The sequence below is a fragment of the Mobilisporobacter senegalensis genome (assembly GCF_003752155.1).
Classification (GTDB): domain Bacteria; phylum Bacillota; class Clostridia; order Lachnospirales; family Lachnospiraceae; genus Mobilisporobacter; species Mobilisporobacter senegalensis.
The window spans coordinates 138255-154821 of the sequence record NZ_RJVG01000005.1; the positions used below are offsets into that span (position 1 = coordinate 138255).

Sequence of the window (16567 nt, forward strand, 5' to 3'; positions counted from 1 at the left end):
AAATTTTATTGATATTTTTTATTTTATACAAATTTAACTTTTATAATATTTTCTGAATCATTTCATTTAAGTCACCTCAGTACAGTCCCATTTAAAAAGGGCAGTCATCCTTAAAAAGGAACTGCCACCCTGCATTTATTCACCCTTATTATACGTATGATTAAATTAAAATAATAAATCTGATTTTTTATGGAGCAGTCTTGCACCATTTACAATAATAGCCACACCAACACCTACTCCTAATACGATCATGCAAATCCCAAGTACCAGATTTCCAATTCCCACGGATTTCATTGTTTTATATACTTTTTCCACCATATCTGTCTCCTTCATTTTAATTTTCTCTAATTTTGAATGGTAATTTACATATAACATAGATCCGTTGAGCATATGCAAATTACCAAATTAATTAATAATTATTTTACTCCATATTGTTCATAATATGAGTCGATTGCAGATTTTAATCCATCATCTATTATTATTTCCCCATTATATGGTTTATTATAAAGATGTTCCACAACTTCTTCCATTGTCACAATAGCAGTTGTCCTAAGACCATATGTCTCCTCAATTTCTGCCAATGCACTTTTACTTCCCTGTCCGCGCTCCATTCTGTCTACAGATACAACAAGCCCCAGAACATCTACATTTCCCTGAGTTTTTAAAATTGGCATTGTTTCTCCAATAGAAGTTCCTGCAGTTGTAACATCTTCAATGATGATGACCTTATCCTTATCTGTAATCGGGCTTCCAAGTAAGATTCCTGTATCCCCGTGGTCTTTCACTTCTTTACGGTTAGAACAATAACGTATCTCTTTATCATAAAATTCACTGATCGCCATAGTTGTTGCCACGCTAAGGGGTATTCCCTTATATGCCGGCCCAAATAAAACATCAAAATCCAAACCAAATTTATTCTGGATTGCCTTTGCATAATACTCACCTAATTTTCTTAACTGCATTCCTGTTCGATAAAAACCGGTATTCACAAAGAAAGGAGTCCTGCGCCCACTCTTTGTAGTAAAGTCACCAAATTTCAATACTTTACAGTCAACCATAAATTCTATAAATTCTTTCTTATACTGTTCCATTGTTCTTCCTCCCGTATTCAATTATTCCACTGAACCAATCAATTCTTTTATGTCAGATATATGATATTTCTTCATATATTCTTCTATTCCGTGAATGATATCCATCGTTGCACATGGATTAACAAAATTAGCTGTTCCAACAGCTACTCCAGTTGCTCCTGCTAAAATGAATTCGATTGCATCTTCTGCAGTCATAATTCCTCCCATTCCAATAATTGGAATATTTACCCCCCGGGATACCTGATATACCATTCTAACTGCTACCGGTTTAATTGCCGGACCGGATAATCCACCTGTCTTATTGGCTAATACATGTTTTCTCTTATGAATATCTATCTTCATCCCTGTTAACGTATTAATTAGAGATAAAACATCTGCGCCTCCTGCCTCAGCTGCTTTTGCCATCTCTACAATATCGGTAACATTGGGACTCAATTTCATGATAATTGGCTGCTTTGCCACCTTCTTGATTGCTTTTGTTATATCTTCTACTGCTTTTGCATTTTGACCAAAAGCAATTCCACCCTCTTTTACATTAGGGCAGGATATATTAATCTCAAGCATATCAACAGCTTCATTACTAAGTCTTTCTACTGCTTCAATGTAATCTTCTGTAGTTTTACCAACAACATTTACAATAATCCTCGTGTCATATTGTTTTAAAAATGGTATGTCTCTCTTTGCAAATACATCCATACCAGGATTTTGTAATCCAACTGCATTAAGCATTCCACCATAGGTTTCAGCAATTCTTGGGGTTGGATTCCCCTCCCAGGGAATATTCGCTACTCCTTTGGTGACTACTGCTCCCAGTTGATTTAAATCTACAAAATCACTATACTCTGCTCCAGAGCCAAAAGTTCCTGATGCAGTCATCACCGGATTCTTTAATCCTACTCCTGCTAAGTTTACTTTCAAATTCATTATAGTTCAACCTCCTGGGCGTAGAATACCGGACCTTCTTTACAAATCCTTTTATTATGAACATGAGTATGGGAATCCACTTCTTTTGATCTGCATACACATGCAAGGCATGCTCCAATTCCACAAGCCATTCTTTCTTCCAGGGAAAGCTGGGCTTTGATGCCATATTCCCTGGCATAAGCCTTGATCCCTTTTAACATTGGTGTTGGACCACATGCAAATATCATATCGGCATCAAGGTTATTCTCCCTGATTGCATCAATTACATTTCCTTTTGTCCCAACACTTCCATCCTCTGTTGAGATATAAACCTTACCGTATTGTTCCAGTTCATTATTTAAGAATAATTCATCACGATATCCAAGTACTATCTGCTTTTCACAGGAAAGTTCTTTGGCAAGTTCAAGCATTGGAGGAATACCTATGCCTCCACCGATTAACAGAGCTTTCTTTCCTTCTAAGGTAAAACCATTCCCAAGAGGCCCCATTATCTCAATCGTGTCCCCTTCCTTTAATGTAGAAAACTCTTTGGTTCCTTCCCCTAAAATCCGGTAGACTAAACGCAGTGTTCCATTCATTCTATCGAGCTCACAGATACTGATTGGCCTGGGTAAAAGCCTGCTGCCATCCTTGCAATAAAGAGATACAAATTGTCCGGACCTTGCTTCCTTAACGATTGAATCCGCTTTTAGCCACATACTATATACATCCTGCGCCAATTTATCAATTCTGGTTATTGTAGTACTGATTTTTCGGGTCATCATATCTCTTCACTCCTAGTTATATTATAAACAACTTTTCCTGCAACTATTGTTGTTTCAATTCTTCCGTATACTTCTTTTCCATCAAAAGGGGTATTCCTTCCCTTGGATACAAATTCATTTACATCTATCTTATACCTTGCATTGGGATCCCCAATCACCACATCTGCTATTTTTCCTACGGCCAGACTACCTTTGTCGATTCCTATTACCTTAGCAGGATTATAGCTTAATTTTTCTACCATCTGCATGGGACTAAGATATCCTTCCTTTACTAATTCTGTCATAGTTAATGAAAATGCCGTTTCAAGTCCAACAATTCCAAATGGAGCTGCAGCCATGGATTGATTGTTCTCTTCTGCACCATGGGGCGCATGATCTGTTGCAATTACATCAAGAATATTATCTCTTAATCCCTCTTTCAGGGCTTGTACATCTTCTTTGCTTCTAAGGGGTGGATTCATTTTATAATTACCATGATCTGAAGCTATCTCATCATCGGACATTGTAAAGTGATGAGGGCATACTTCTGCTGTTACCGGCAAATGATCTTCTTTTGCCATCTTAACAAATGTGACACTGTCTTTCGTAGAACAGTGACATAAATGAAGTTTTGCTCCTGCTTCCTTGGCTAAAATGATATCTCTGGCTGCAATCACATCTTCCACTGCATTACTAATTCCAGGAAGACCTAATTCTCTTGATTTCGCTCCTTCATTCATTACCCCAATGCCCACCAGGCTTTTGTCTTCACAATGAGCCAGTATTGGAATTCCAACTTTACCGGCGATCTTCATACTCTCTAAATAAATGCTTGTATCCATTACAGATTTTCCATCTTCACTAATGGCAATTGCTCCGGCTTTAACCATCCCGGATATATCTGTCAGTTCTAAACCTGACTGGCCTTTTGTAATTGCTCCCACAGGTAATATATTTACAAGGGCATCTTTCTTTGCTTTCTTTAAGATAAATTCAATGCTCTCCACACTATCCGCAGCAGGATTCGTATTAGGCATTGCACAAATGGACGTAAACCCTCCTCTGGCTGCTGCCATAGAACCAGTTTTAATGGTTTCCTTATATTCAAATCCAGGCTCTCTTAGATGAACGTGAAGGTCAATAAATCCTGGCATAACATATCTGTCACTGGCATCCACTACTTCATCTGCCTCACCCTCAATATGTTTCTCCACAGCTTTTATCATTCCATTTTCAATAAGTAAATCATAGATTCCATCAATCCCCGTCGACGGATCCAGTACATGTCCATGTTTAATAAGAAGTTTCACGTTTATCCTGCCTTTCATTCAAAGATTATTCGCTGCTTATATTTAAAGTTCCGCTCTTTCAATATCGTCAATAATGTCTTTATTATCTATATAATCTTTAAATTCTTCCTTACTGATCCACTTATAGTTATGCAATTCTTCTGATAAAAGTACCTCATCCATTGAACATAGGCACAGATAACTGATACCGATATTACATACTTCGCCAACCATGAAGGACCAGGTATATAATATTTTACTTATCTCAGCATTAATCCCTGTATTTTCATTAATGATCCGGATCACAGCCTTGTCCGGTGCTTCTCCAAATTCTATGCTGCCATCGATAAATCCCCATTGATATGGATTCATAATACGGTCATCGTACCATTTCTCTACAATTAAATATTTATCATTGTACTCTACGATGCCCTTAACTAAGATTCTATATTTATCCATACTTTGATCCTCCTGTTTTTCATCTATGCTATTTTAATGTTCATATGTATTGTACCATATTTCTAAAATGCTTTTATAGTATTATAGCATGAATGATATATTTGTCACGAATATTTTTACAATGTATTGAAATGAATTATTATAAATTGATTGCATTAAATATATCACCCTTTGGAAGAGCGCCATATAGAAAGCTGCTTATAAATCCTATTTAGCGTGCAAGCATCACATACAATTTGTAAGCTGCTTTCTCCATGACTAAACTGTAACTAATATCATTGAAATTGCTTTCTCCATCAGTTCATCACGGCCTTCCTTTACCCCTTCCACCGTAGGCATTAGGTAAATGTCCGGTTCCAACCCAACCCTTTGAGTCTGTCTTCCATCTGGATAAAATACAGAAAGTCCTGTCATACTTGTAGTAATATTTCCTGGCAACTCAAAATATACAACATTACCATCCGCTCCAACCGAAGAGTTTCCGATCACTACCGCCTCTGGAGCATTTCTTAAGGACATGACTGTAAATTCTGCCTGGCTCTGAGTTCTTTCATCCATAAGGATGATTACCTTTCCTTTATATAAAGGCCTATCCACAGGAGTTGTATCTATAGTTTTCATAAAGCCTCTCCCTGATGACTGTGATTCCACAGTATAAAAATTACCTGGTATCAAAGGATTACAGAAACCAAACTGGGCAAACGGAGTAATTTCTGGAATCAGATATTCTGAAAGGCAGTATATAATAATAATATCTGATGGATAATTTCTCAGATCTATAATCAGACCTTTTGTATCCTGGAATTCTTTCATGAGCTTGTCTATCTGATTTTTTTTCAGTGTTCCCGGGTTGATATAACCAATTCTTCCATCTTCTATAAGTCCTGATTTCTCATTCCCGGAAAGAGATGACATTTTATTTGTACATGGTACTGTAAATGTTATTTTCTCATCTTCCCTTAAAACTTCTATCTGGGCTTCCTGTTTTTTTGTTCCAAGAAGACTAGAACGGAATGCATTTACAAACCGGTTTTTATCGGATAAAGATCGATACTTTCTACAATTTTCAATTCTGTCTTCTATACTGATTCCATCCATAGAAAGAATAATATCACCTGGTTGAAGAGGTATTTTCTCACCACTATTCTCATTTGTCACCTTGAAGATTACAATATCTCCATTGATATTTAAAAATTCCACCGGTGGCATATAACGCCCCAAATAATCCTCCAATACGTACTGATTATCGCTGACAAAAGCATGTGAATCATGGATAAAGGTAGTCAGCTCTGAAACTGCAAGTACATAAGAGAGCCGGTCCTCTCCCTGAAGAAATACAGGAATCATCCTGCGCAATATCTTGTTCCAGTCCTCCCCTGTTATATCTTTATAAGGATAATAATATTCGACAATATTCCAATAACGAAATAGAGATAAAATTCGCATCCCACTATCCTCTGGTTTCATACTTTGATATCTGGATTCGGTCTCTAGATTGACCAATCCATTATCAGAAAAAACTGCATAAGCTTTTAAAGTGTCTAGAACAATAACCTCTTTTAGCTTTTTAAGGTAACTGCTTAAATCTGCTCCAAGAAAAGACTGATCCTCGATCCATGATAGATTCGTCCCCAATATTTTTTGTTTCTCTATTTCTAAAAGTTCCTGCTGATCTTCTTCATTCACCTCCGGAATCTCAAAAGGAAACTGATTCAGCCATTCTAACATACATCTCTGTGCTTCCTCTTTCGATTTCGCCTTAATTACCTTTGGCATTACTCGGAATAATTCCATATCCCAATTTACATCACCACTGGTAATGGATGGATGACGGTATTTTACAAACCCCCATACTTTGGCTAATGTATAAAGATTTTCTTCCTGAATATTACTAAGATTATCAATTCTAATATTACTATCCAACAAAAATTCTTTATCCATTAATCTTTTTGGTAATTTAGCCTTCTGTCTTTCCATATACATTATAGAAAAAGCTAAAATACTTATGATCACTATAACTCCAATGATATATTTCTTTTTTTTGCTTGCTTTTCCTTCCAAATAACCAACCCCTTTTCATATTAACATTATACCAAAAACTTTTACTATTTTATACCAATTTTATCCATTGGATTGCTACAGTCCAGCCATACCCTTCATAATATACCAGAATATATACGACCCAAAAGGTTATCATATCCTTACTTTTGTCCGATATCTTCTTTGTAAATAGAAAAACTCAGGGTGATAAAATGATTATAGATATCGATATTAAAATAGCGGATGGTGATGGAAACTTATTACACCGATTAGAAAAACATATAGATAAATTTGATTATACCAATGAAAAAATTAATTTTAATCTGGATATGGGAAAAAATTTTGAATATTTTTTATCCGAGTATATGTCCTATAGTGGACGGGTTATTCGAGAAAAGTTGATCCATACTGGAGAGAATCCACTGATCTTAAATATGGTAGAACCAAATGATATGGAACAGGAAATGAATAGATCGAAAGAATCAAGAAATCAAATGAGTGAACATGAAGTGGAATATCGTATTTCCATTGGAAAAAGTCATGTATTCACTGGTAAATTCCCATTTGAACATCCTGCTCCAATAAGAACACTGGAGGATGATTTGAATTCCTATGATATAGATAATTATGAAGAAAATTGGAATATCACTAGTGCCATGACCAGAGCAATAGAAAAATATGAGTCAAACTTCTATCTGATCAACAGCCAGAATGATCATGAAGAAAAAGCTTATATAACAGTAATGGGGTTGGATGAATAAACATCCAACCCTTTAAATATTTCTTCTTTTATTTAAATTCTTCCGGAAGTCCCTCAAATAGTTTAAAACTATTTGTTACCAGTTTATCAATATCTACATCTTCATTAACCATGCCTATTTCCTGCATTTGATTTGCAACGATTTCAAAAGCTTCATATGCTCCCTTTGCCGATGGGATATAGTTAAAGGTCTTTAAGACTTCTGCATTTCCTACAGCATCCCCTGCTACCCATTCATTTTCCACCTGAATCTTAGCTGTTTCTTCTTGATTTTCTTGAACCCAGGCACTTGCCTTTTGAATTGCGATCGTATATTTTTCTGCCAGCTCAGGATGTGCTTCTATGAATTCATTTCTCATATATATTGAGCAGCAATATTGTTCATCATATGGTTTATCAGTTGCTGAATTAAACAAGGTAGTAAATCCATATTCATTTGCTGCAATATATGCAGAAGGATCATTCATAGCAATTGCATCAACTGCTCCATTTTCTAAAGCTAACGGAAGATCTGCTGCTCCATATACTACAAATTCTACCTCTGAATTTTCCACAGTGACACCAACACCATTATCTGCCAATACTCTTCTTAAAAATACATATGGACTGGCTGTATAACTTGCCACACCCACTTTCTTGCCTACAAAGTCTTTCGCTGTTTTAATGGAAGAATCGGCCTTTACCAGCACTTTGTCACAACCTGTATGTACTCCGGTCGTGATCTTAGCTGGCAGCCCATTGGATAAAGGATCTACAAGACTTGCTAATAATGCAAAATTTACATCTACTTTACCGGTTGTAATTGCATCAAAACCAGTTCCGGGATTCAATTTAATTAATTCCACATTAATTCCCTGCTCCTTAAAGTATCCTTTTTCATATGCAATATGAATTGGTGCTTCACATAAACTTCCACCATAACCCACTTTAATCGTATAGTCATCCGTAGTTTTATCCCCATCTATTACAGTCTCTCCATTAGAATCTTCCGTGGTCTCTTCTACGGCAACTTGCGCTGAATCCTCATCAGTGCTTTGATTTTTCTTACCACATCCAATCACTGCAGTCATTGATAAAATAATAATTAATAATAATGATACTATCTTTGTTCTCATAATTTGTACCAAGCCTTTCCTTTGATTTTTCTTTCATCTTTTTTTCATTCTTTCTTCTCACTGATATTTATTTGTTCCATCAAACTGAATTATATGATATATTCGGGTTCTATACGTTTTCCTGCAAAATCTAATATCTGCAATATTTTAGCCCTCAAATTTAAGAATTCAGGCATATCTCTCCCTCGGGGCCGGCTGATATTAACATTGATGATGTTCTCAATCTTTGCGGGCCTGGCTGACATCACAACGATTCTATCACTTAAGTAGATTGCCTCATCCACATCGTGGGTTACCATTATCATGGTAGTTCCTCTGTCTTTCCATATCTTAATTAATTCATCCTGCATACTCATTCTTGTAAATGCATCTAATGCTCCAAAGGGCTCATCCAGAAGCAATACTTTGGGATGGTTTACTAAAGCTCTTGCAAGTGCTGCTCTTTGAGCCATACCTCCGGATAATTGGTGGGGATAAGATTTTTCAAATCCTTCCAGTCCTACTAATTTAATGAATTCTCCCACTTCATCCTTTTTCTCTTTAAATACTCCTCTCGTTTTTAATCCATATGCAACATTTTCTTTTACATCCAACCAGGGGAATAAGGTAGGATCTTGAAATACAAGACCTCTTTCATAACTTGCTTTTGTAATGGTTTCTCCATCCAGAGTAATCTTACCAGAATTTGCTTTATCAAGACCTGCCACCAATCTTAGAAAAGTTGTTTTTCCACAGCCGGATGGTCCAATTAAAGAAATAAATTCTCCCGGTCTTATAACTACATTTACATCATTTAATGCAACGATATTCTCCCCTTGTGGATTGATAAATTGTTTATAAATATGGATCGCTTCTATTTCGCCATTCAGATCTTTTACCATTTTATAACCCCCTTTTGCCAGCCTAAAATCTTATCCCTTACTTTGAAAAGTAAAGTAATTAATAAGGAAAATGTCACCGCAATTGTAATTAATCCTGCATATACATTAGGATATGACAACATATCCTTCTGCCAGTTAATATACCATCCAACTCCATACTTTACCCCTAACATTTCTGCAGTCATTAACGTTAAGAAGGAGGAACAGGTTCCATTAAAGATACCGATAAATATACTGGGCATTGCGGAAGGTACAGCAACCTTAAATATATTTTGAATCGTTGAAGCTCCTAAGGTACTGGAAACCTCAAAATATGCCTGTTTCACGCTTGAGATTCCTGAACTGGTAAGAACTGTTGTGGGAAACCATACTGCAAGCCCGATTAGGAATACACTGGCTGTAAACGAAGTTGGAAAAGCAACTAATGCAATAGGTACCCAGGCAGTGGATGGGATTGGACCGATTACTTTAATCACCGGATTAATCCAATAGTTCCATCCTTTACTCCATCCCACTAAAATCCCTGTTATAATTCCAAGGACTGCTCCTGATCCATAACCTGTTAATAAAAGTTTTCCGGAATAACCAAGGCATTTTAATAAGAATGCCCAATCCTTAATAAATACCTTTAAGATCATCTCCGGGCTGGGAAAATATATGTTAGGAATCACCATAAATTTTATGGTTGCAAGATTATATATATTTAATAGGAAAAATGCGGCTCCTATAAACCAGCTCTTGTAAACTATTTTATCTTGAAAAGATTTATTAAAGGCTGTTATAACTGCTATAACAATAAAAATAGCTAATAATAAGATTAAGAAATAAGTAAAGTATGGATACTCCTTTTGTGTATAACTACCATTGGTCGGCAAGAGTTTGTTTAATACTAATGCCAGGCTTATACTTTCAATAGGTATGAACACCCGAAGATCCAACCTGAATGAATTCTTTTTTTCCGTCATACATCCTCCTTGTAAAAAAGGAGACTTAAATTAATATATATATCAATTTAAGTCTCCAATCTTTTTGGTCAACTTGATTATCCTTCTTTGATATAGGTATAAGGATCTTTCTCATACCATGATTCTTTAAATGGCAACACTCTGTATTTTTTCATATTCTTATTAAACTGATAATTCTTGATCACTCTGTTCAGTCGCCTTGCTATTTCAAAAACGCCGGAGTATCCCATATAATTATAAGTCGGTCCAAAAAGTGGAAGAATTGGAAGACCATGCTTTGCAGTGATATTGTTTCCACCGGTATGAATCACAATAACATCTGGATTTAATTTTCTAACAATGTTAGCCTGCTCAAATGGATGCTGAGTTGCTATATTTATAGATACATCATCAATATCTGCTAATGATTCAAAAATCGGTTCCACGAACTTATCTATATGATGCCCCTTAAATCCAACGACTTCCATACTTAGATCCTGTAAGACTTCTGCTGTAGATAAAATTCTTACTTCTCCGCCGCTTACAAAAACTTTCTTACCCTTCAAAGATTTTCGGAAGGGATTCAGACTCTCATTTAATATTTCATTCTCCTTCTTGATCAGAAGCTTTGCTTCCTCTTCCAGATGAAAGAATTCCGCAATTTTTAAAATCCATCTGTCTGTGTTCTTACGCCCGATTGGAATTGTATCAATGATATAAGGGATATTAAATCTCTCTTTTAAAAACTGAAGATAGTAATCATCATGTGTTCCACATATACTTACATTCAATACCGCCTCAAGAGATAAAGAGAAATCTTCCGGTTCTGAGTAGCATGGTAAAAATGTAACTTCCAGACCAATCCCATTTAATAATCTTGCAAGTTCAAGTTCATCAGCCCGACTCATAGAACCAACATTAAAGATATTTACCTTTCTGCTAATTCTATAATCTCTGTCAATCTTCTCTTTATCCGTTTCCGTCAGCTTTCTCCATTCTCCTGGAAGATCAACTAATTTCTTCATGATGCCGTTATAGGCAGCATCATAAGCAGTTGCCATAACTTTCGTTTTAAAACCTTCACAATTTACCGGCACAAGTTTCGCAGCAACATCACTTTGAAGATTCTCTACAATACTATCCACATCATCTCCAATCAACGCCGGAACACAAGAACTTACTACCAGAATTGTTTCCGGCCGATATTCTTTGTCTGCGAAAAGTATGGTTTCTTTTAAATTTTCTTCTCCTCCGCCAATAACAGCAGATTCATCCAGATTTGTACTTAACCATATGGTCCCATCTGCCTGAGGATCTCTTAATCGTTTAAATGCCTTACCGGTACCAATGGTCGCTGTCGAACAAAATCCACATCCAATGGGTCCATGCATAATAACGACTGCATTTCGTATCGTATTAAGTATTCCAAGGCTTAAGGTAAATTGACATCCATAAGTCTGGGAGAAGCTGCGATTCGCCCCATTAAGACAACCACCTTGCTTCATACAGCATTTTAATTCTTTACACGTTCCCCCAAAGGCAATTCCTGCTTTTAAACGTTCTTCTCTGGCTGGTGCAGAGTTTTCAACTTGATAGCTCATCCTTCTCCTCCTTATCTGCCTGATACTAACATAGAAAATATGTCTTCTGTGAGTGTTAAAGCTCCATTTAATCCAACATAGGAACGATTAAAAATAACCCGGTTTGTTACGGGAAATGTCACAGACAAAAGCGGATAATTAAATTCCTCCGCAAAATCCCGTTCAATTACACTGCCTATCACAAAACCAGGGCCCATTGTATCATAATATCTTTCATTTCCATCTGGTTTCCAAACCTTTCTTATATATTTTTTCACAGATGAGGCATTGGTATCAAATCCCACATAAGGTTTTAGTCCAGATTCATAATTATCAAATCTTGACTCAATTCTTTTCTTTTGTTCTTCCGTTAAAAAATCTGTTATCATGGCTAGTTGAGGCAGCCAGCCCAATTCATCCGATATAAATCTGCTAATTGCCGGTGCATAATTTGCATCAGCTACAACAATTCCATAGCGCTGCAGATCAATATCATTGTATATGTCAGTAATTCTTTCAAAATAATCAAAGTAAATGTCTCTCTCCTTCTTAAGTACAGATTCAATTACTTCACGGTCTATATTTAATGCTTCTCCAATTTCATATAAGAACTTTTCAACTTGTAAATAACCGATAGGAAACCCTGTGATAATATACGGTATATTATGGTTCTCCTGAAATACCTTCGCCGTATTTATTCCATAAACATCGGAAAGTATAATATTAAGACTTCCATTTCCCGCATTCTTAAAGTCATCTAAAGTTTCTCCCTCTCCTACAAAAGTATTTGCTTCAATTCCTATTAAATTAAGAATTCTCTTAATTTCTTTCAGATTACCTTTATAGAAAACATCTTCTCCTGGGACAATACCAAGAATATTTACCTTATTCTCTTTTTTATCTTCCGAAAATATGGTATATTCCCTGGCCAGTGCAGAGAATACCATATCATAACCAGTATAGGAATTACCTTGAAAGCTAGGTGTGGATACTGCAATTACGGGCTTTTCATTCTCCTCAAATTCATTGGCAACAGAATGAATATCGTCTCCAATCATTTCAACCATACAACCAGTAACAATCACATAGATATCTCCATCCATGATTTCCAGTGTAGTTTCTACTTGCTCTCTTAATCTGTCTTCTCCTCCAAATACCACATTTCTTTCAATAATGTTGCTGCTGGGCAATGCACTGCCTCCGCAATATCCTCCTCCTAAATAAGCAGAGCCGGAATTGATTCCATTATAGACATTGTAACCGCACCCTGTTGAAGAATGAATGATTGGGATAGCTCTTGGAATTGCCCTGAGCAAAGACAGGGCTCCTCCTAATGCACAGCCATACCTGGGTCTATCTACATACTTTCCCATGCTTTTGCCTCCTTACTATATTTATAAAATAATTTTCTACTTTTTTCATAATCCCCCTAATAAATCCAATCATATAAGGAAGTTGACAGATATCTCTCACCCGTATCCGGCAGTAACACTACCACATTTTTGGATATATTTTCTTTACGTTTTGCGATTTGGGTTGCTGCAAAAGCTGCTGCTCCGGATGAAATTCCAACTAATAATCCTTCTGTTCTGGATAGATCCTGAGATGTTTCAAATGCCTCTTCATTACGCACTTTGAATATCTCATCCACCACATCTATCTCAAATATCTTAGGTACAAATCCTGCACCAATTCCCTGAATTTTATGAGGCGCCGGTGCCCCTCCAGATAAAACCGGAGAAGAATATGGTTCTACAGCAACAATTTTTATATCAGGATTCTTTTCTTTTAAAGCAGTACCAACTCCGGTAACAGTGCCTCCCGTCCCCACACCTGCCACAAAAATATCTACTTTTCCGTCCAAATCACTCCAGATCTCTTCTGCAGTGGTCTTCTTATGTACCAAAACATTTGCCGGATTATTAAATTGCTGTGGAATAAATGAATCAGGAAAAGCGGCAGAGAGCTCTTCTGCTTTACGTATCGCTCCCTTCATACCATCTTTCCCGGGAGTTAAAACTAATTCTGCCCTTAATGCAGATAATAATTTCCTTCTTTCTATAGACATGGTATCCGGCATTGTGAGTATTATCCTATATCCTTTTGAAGCGGCCACAAAAGCAAGGCCAACACCTGTATTGCCGCTTGTAGGCTCAATGATGACAGTATCCTTATTAATAAGTCCCTTCTCTTCTGCATCCTCAATCATGGCAAGAGCAATTCTATCTTTTACAGATCCCAACGGATTGAAATACTCAAGCTTTGCAATTAAATTACTTTCCACTCCTTTCTCTTTGCTATAGTCAGTTAACTGCAGTAAGGGGGTATTACCCACTAACTCTGTTAATTTCTTAGCTAATTTAGCCATTTCTTAACTCCTCCTAAATTCTATAATCATCTTCGATATTATCCATTAATCCATACTCAAATAGAATTTCTTCTAATCGCTCCTGTGTCATGGGTTTGGGTATTACAAACATTTCATTTTCTTCTATATCCTTTGCTAATTCTCTGTATTCATTGGCCTGACTTGATTTAGGATTATATTCGATCACGGTCTTCTTCCTTATTTCTGCATGCTGTACGATATTATCCCTTGGGATAAAATGTATTAGCTGTGTTCCTAATTCTTTTGCAAAAGCTTTTAGTAAATCAAACTCTCTGTCTACATTTCTGCTGTTACATATAATTCCTCCTAATCTCACACCACCTTTTAGTGCATACTTTTGAATTCCTTTTGCAATGTTGTTTGCTGCGTACAAAGCCATCATTTCGCCGCTAGCTACAATATATATTTCTTTGGCTTTCCCTTCCCGGATCGGCATTGCAAAGCCACCACATACAACATCACCTAAAACATCATAGAAAACATAATCTAAATCCTCTGTATATGCTCCAAGCCTTTCTAAAAGTCCAATAGATGTAATGATCCCCCTCCCTGCACATCCTACCCCTGGTTCAGGTCCCCCTGATTCCACACATCTGGTCCCCTGAAAACCAGTTCGCATAATAGCGTTTAATTCTATTTTTTCTCCTTCTTCCCTTAAAGTATCTAAAACCGTTCTTTGATGTAATCCTCCTAATAAAAGCCTTGTTGAATCTGCTTTCGGATCACACCCGACTACCATTACCTTTTTCCCTGATTCCACAAGGCCAGCCGTTAAATTCTGAGTCGTAGTGGATTTTCCAATTCCTCCTTTTCCATAAATAGCAATTTGTCTTATCTTGTTTTCAGTCATTTTCCTATCTCCTATTCATAACCTTTGTTTAACTTTTTAAAGCATATATATTCCTATTGAATTTTTCATCATATTTCATCACTTTATTAATGGCATAATCAATAAAATGAGAGATTTCCAGAGAAAGAATGCCTTTGCTTCTTAAGCTTATTTCTGCATTTCTTCCAATTTGGGAGCATAAAACATATTTACAATCAGAAAGTTCCTCTATCAACGTATCCAATGCTTTTTCATCATGTTCTCCGCCATTGCATACTGCTATGACCTTACGTTTCCCGATAAAATGATATTCTCTGTTTCCTTCCACTCTAACTATTATAAATTCCTTTGTTCGACCAAAATGCTGATTGACAACTTTACCATCTGTAGAAGCTATTCCAATTAAATATTCCATGTTTCATTCTCTCCTTTCTGACATTTCAATTCTTATTAAGATATCAGGTTAAAGTCATTCCAAACATTTCAAATGAATATGGATGTTTATTGATGACCTTTAACGCTTAAATCTATTTTTTCAACCATGGGAAAAGGTCTGCTCCACTTCACGGTAATCATAAAGAAGATCCGCCACATCTTTTTTCCCTGGAATGCCACAGGCATCTGCCCTGCACTTCTTACAATGTCTAAAAACAGGTAAATACTGCTCGGCAATTTCCCTCGCCTTATGTAACTCCTCACAGGTAGGCATACATTTATCTGCAAATATATGTTGTGGAATAAGGGGAATGATGTTAATAAATGCAGCACCTAATTCTTTTACTGTTCTGGCAATTTCTTCAATATGTCCATCATTTACTCCAGGAATTAAAACAATATTGATTTTTATCAGTGCACCTAATTCAGCAGCCTTACGAATACCTCTTTTTTGTGCCTCTATTAATATCCTGGAGCCTGTAATACCCTCATATTTCTTTCCTTCATAAATCACATAAAGGCAGATTTCTTTTAAAATTTCAGGATCAGTTGCATTTACTGTAACCGTTATGGTTTCCACTCCTACCGATATAAGTTCTTCCGCATATCTCTCCAGTAAAAGTCCATTGGTACTAAGACAATTGATAAGCTCCGGATGCCTCTGATTAATAATCTCAAATGTATCTATGGCCAGATGAGTCGCCAGTGTATCTCCTGGCCCTGCGATCCCAGCCACTGTAATTTCAGGACATAGTTCTAATGCTTTGTCTACAATATCAGCTGCTTTGGCAGGCTCTAATAATTTATTAGTAACACCAGGCCTTTGTTCCAGCTTATTCATACTCCTTTTGCAAAAGGCACATTGAATATTACAGGTTGGACTTACCGGAAGATGTACTCTTCCTTTGTTCATATTAGGGCCTCCACCAAAGCACGGATGTCTGTTAGAAATATATTCTAGCCTTTCTTTCTCTTGTTCTACAAAAGTTGAATTCATATACTGCCTCCTATCTTTTCAAATACAACCGGAAGAAACATGCTTTACGCAAAAAAGCCGAACGGACATAGACTTTTATCTACATCTGTTC

General features: G+C 36.5%; 17 protein-coding genes. 1 reads left to right on the top strand and 16 read right to left on the bottom strand.

All coding sequences use genetic code 11. From position 1 onward, the window contains the following. Positions 1–165: 165 nt before the first annotated feature. The 7 genes from EDD66_RS18440 to EDD66_RS09730 all read right to left on the bottom strand — a co-directional run bounded on the left by EDD66_RS18440 (position 166) and on the right by EDD66_RS09730 (position 6567). The gene (locus EDD66_RS18440) at positions 166–318 is read right to left on the bottom strand and encodes a hypothetical protein (protein ID WP_170164312.1); all 153 of its coding nucleotides are present in this window, start codon (positions 316–318) and stop codon (positions 166–168) included. Positions 319–416: 98 nt separating this feature from the next. Further along, positions 417–1091, bottom strand: coding sequence for an orotate phosphoribosyltransferase (gene pyrE / locus EDD66_RS09705; RefSeq protein WP_123609376.1), 675 nt, complete (start codon positions 1089–1091; stop codon positions 417–419). A 21-nt stretch (positions 1092–1112) separates the two neighbouring features. Continuing rightward, positions 1113–2015: a dihydroorotate dehydrogenase gene (locus tag EDD66_RS09710; RefSeq protein ID WP_123609377.1), complete on the bottom strand. Its 903-nt coding sequence runs from the start codon at positions 2013–2015 to the stop codon at positions 1113–1115. After that, on the bottom strand, positions 2015–2779 hold the full coding sequence (locus EDD66_RS09715) for a dihydroorotate dehydrogenase electron transfer subunit (protein ID WP_123609378.1): 765 nt from the start codon (positions 2777–2779) through the stop codon (positions 2015–2017). The genes EDD66_RS09710 and EDD66_RS09715 overlap by 1 nt, the downstream gene beginning before the upstream one ends. Further along, a complete protein-coding gene (locus EDD66_RS09720) occupies positions 2776–4068 on the bottom strand; it encodes a dihydroorotase (RefSeq protein WP_123609379.1) in 1293 nt (430 codons plus the stop codon). The genes EDD66_RS09715 and EDD66_RS09720 overlap by 4 nt, the downstream gene beginning before the upstream one ends. A 42-nt stretch (positions 4069–4110) precedes the next feature. Further along, positions 4111–4506 (bottom strand): NUDIX domain-containing protein, encoded by a 396-nt coding sequence (locus EDD66_RS09725; RefSeq protein ID WP_123609380.1) that lies wholly within the window; start codon positions 4504–4506, stop codon positions 4111–4113. Between the two features lie 258 nt (positions 4507–4764). Next, positions 4765–6567: a S41 family peptidase gene (locus EDD66_RS09730; RefSeq protein WP_123609381.1), complete on the bottom strand. Its 1803-nt coding sequence runs from the start codon at positions 6565–6567 to the stop codon at positions 4765–4767. Between the two features lie 191 nt (positions 6568–6758). On the opposite strand from EDD66_RS09730, the gene EDD66_RS09735 reads away from it, so the two are divergent. Continuing rightward, positions 6759–7307: a hypothetical protein gene (locus EDD66_RS09735; protein WP_123609382.1), complete on the top strand. Its 549-nt coding sequence runs from the start codon at positions 6759–6761 to the stop codon at positions 7305–7307. A 28-nt stretch (positions 7308–7335) separates the two neighbouring features. Here the strand turns inward: EDD66_RS09735 and EDD66_RS09740 are convergent, their stop codons facing one another. The 9 genes from EDD66_RS09740 to EDD66_RS09780 form a co-directional block, all read right to left on the bottom strand. Continuing rightward, positions 7336–8421, bottom strand: coding sequence for an ABC transporter substrate-binding protein (locus tag EDD66_RS09740; RefSeq protein ID WP_123609383.1), 1086 nt, complete (start codon positions 8419–8421; stop codon positions 7336–7338). An 89-nt stretch (positions 8422–8510) separates the two neighbouring features. After that, positions 8511–9302 (bottom strand): ABC transporter ATP-binding protein, encoded by a 792-nt coding sequence (locus tag EDD66_RS09745; RefSeq protein ID WP_123609384.1) that lies wholly within the window; start codon positions 9300–9302, stop codon positions 8511–8513. Next, positions 9296–10267, bottom strand: a complete 972-nt coding sequence (locus tag EDD66_RS09750; RefSeq protein ID WP_123609385.1) for an ABC transporter permease — start codon at positions 10265–10267, stop codon at positions 9296–9298. Before EDD66_RS09750 ends, EDD66_RS09745 begins: the two co-directional genes overlap by 7 nt. 77 nt (positions 10268–10344) lie before the next feature. Continuing rightward, entirely contained in the window at positions 10345–11847 is a 1503-nt protein-coding gene (locus tag EDD66_RS09755) for a nitrogenase component 1 (RefSeq protein ID WP_123609386.1), read from the bottom strand. A gap of 11 nt (positions 11848–11858) precedes the next feature. Then, complete coding sequence (locus tag EDD66_RS09760) at positions 11859–13199, bottom strand: nitrogenase component 1 (protein ID WP_123609387.1); 1341 nt, start codon at positions 13197–13199, stop codon at positions 11859–11861. Positions 13200–13255: 56 nt separating this feature from the next. After that, positions 13256–14194, bottom strand: a complete 939-nt coding sequence (cysK, locus tag EDD66_RS09765) for a cysteine synthase A (RefSeq protein WP_123609388.1) — start codon at positions 14192–14194, stop codon at positions 13256–13258. Between the two features lie 13 nt (positions 14195–14207). Then, the gene (gene nifH, locus EDD66_RS09770; protein WP_123609389.1) at positions 14208–15065 is read right to left on the bottom strand and encodes a nitrogenase iron protein; all 858 of its coding nucleotides are present in this window, start codon (positions 15063–15065) and stop codon (positions 14208–14210) included. Between the two features lie 28 nt (positions 15066–15093). Then, complete coding sequence (locus EDD66_RS09775; RefSeq protein ID WP_123609390.1) at positions 15094–15459, bottom strand: NifB/NifX family molybdenum-iron cluster-binding protein; 366 nt, start codon at positions 15457–15459, stop codon at positions 15094–15096. A 120-nt stretch (positions 15460–15579) separates the two neighbouring features. Beyond that, on the bottom strand, positions 15580–16476 hold the full coding sequence (locus EDD66_RS09780; RefSeq protein ID WP_123609391.1) for a radical SAM protein: 897 nt from the start codon (positions 16474–16476) through the stop codon (positions 15580–15582). Positions 16477–16567 lie beyond the last annotated feature (91 nt).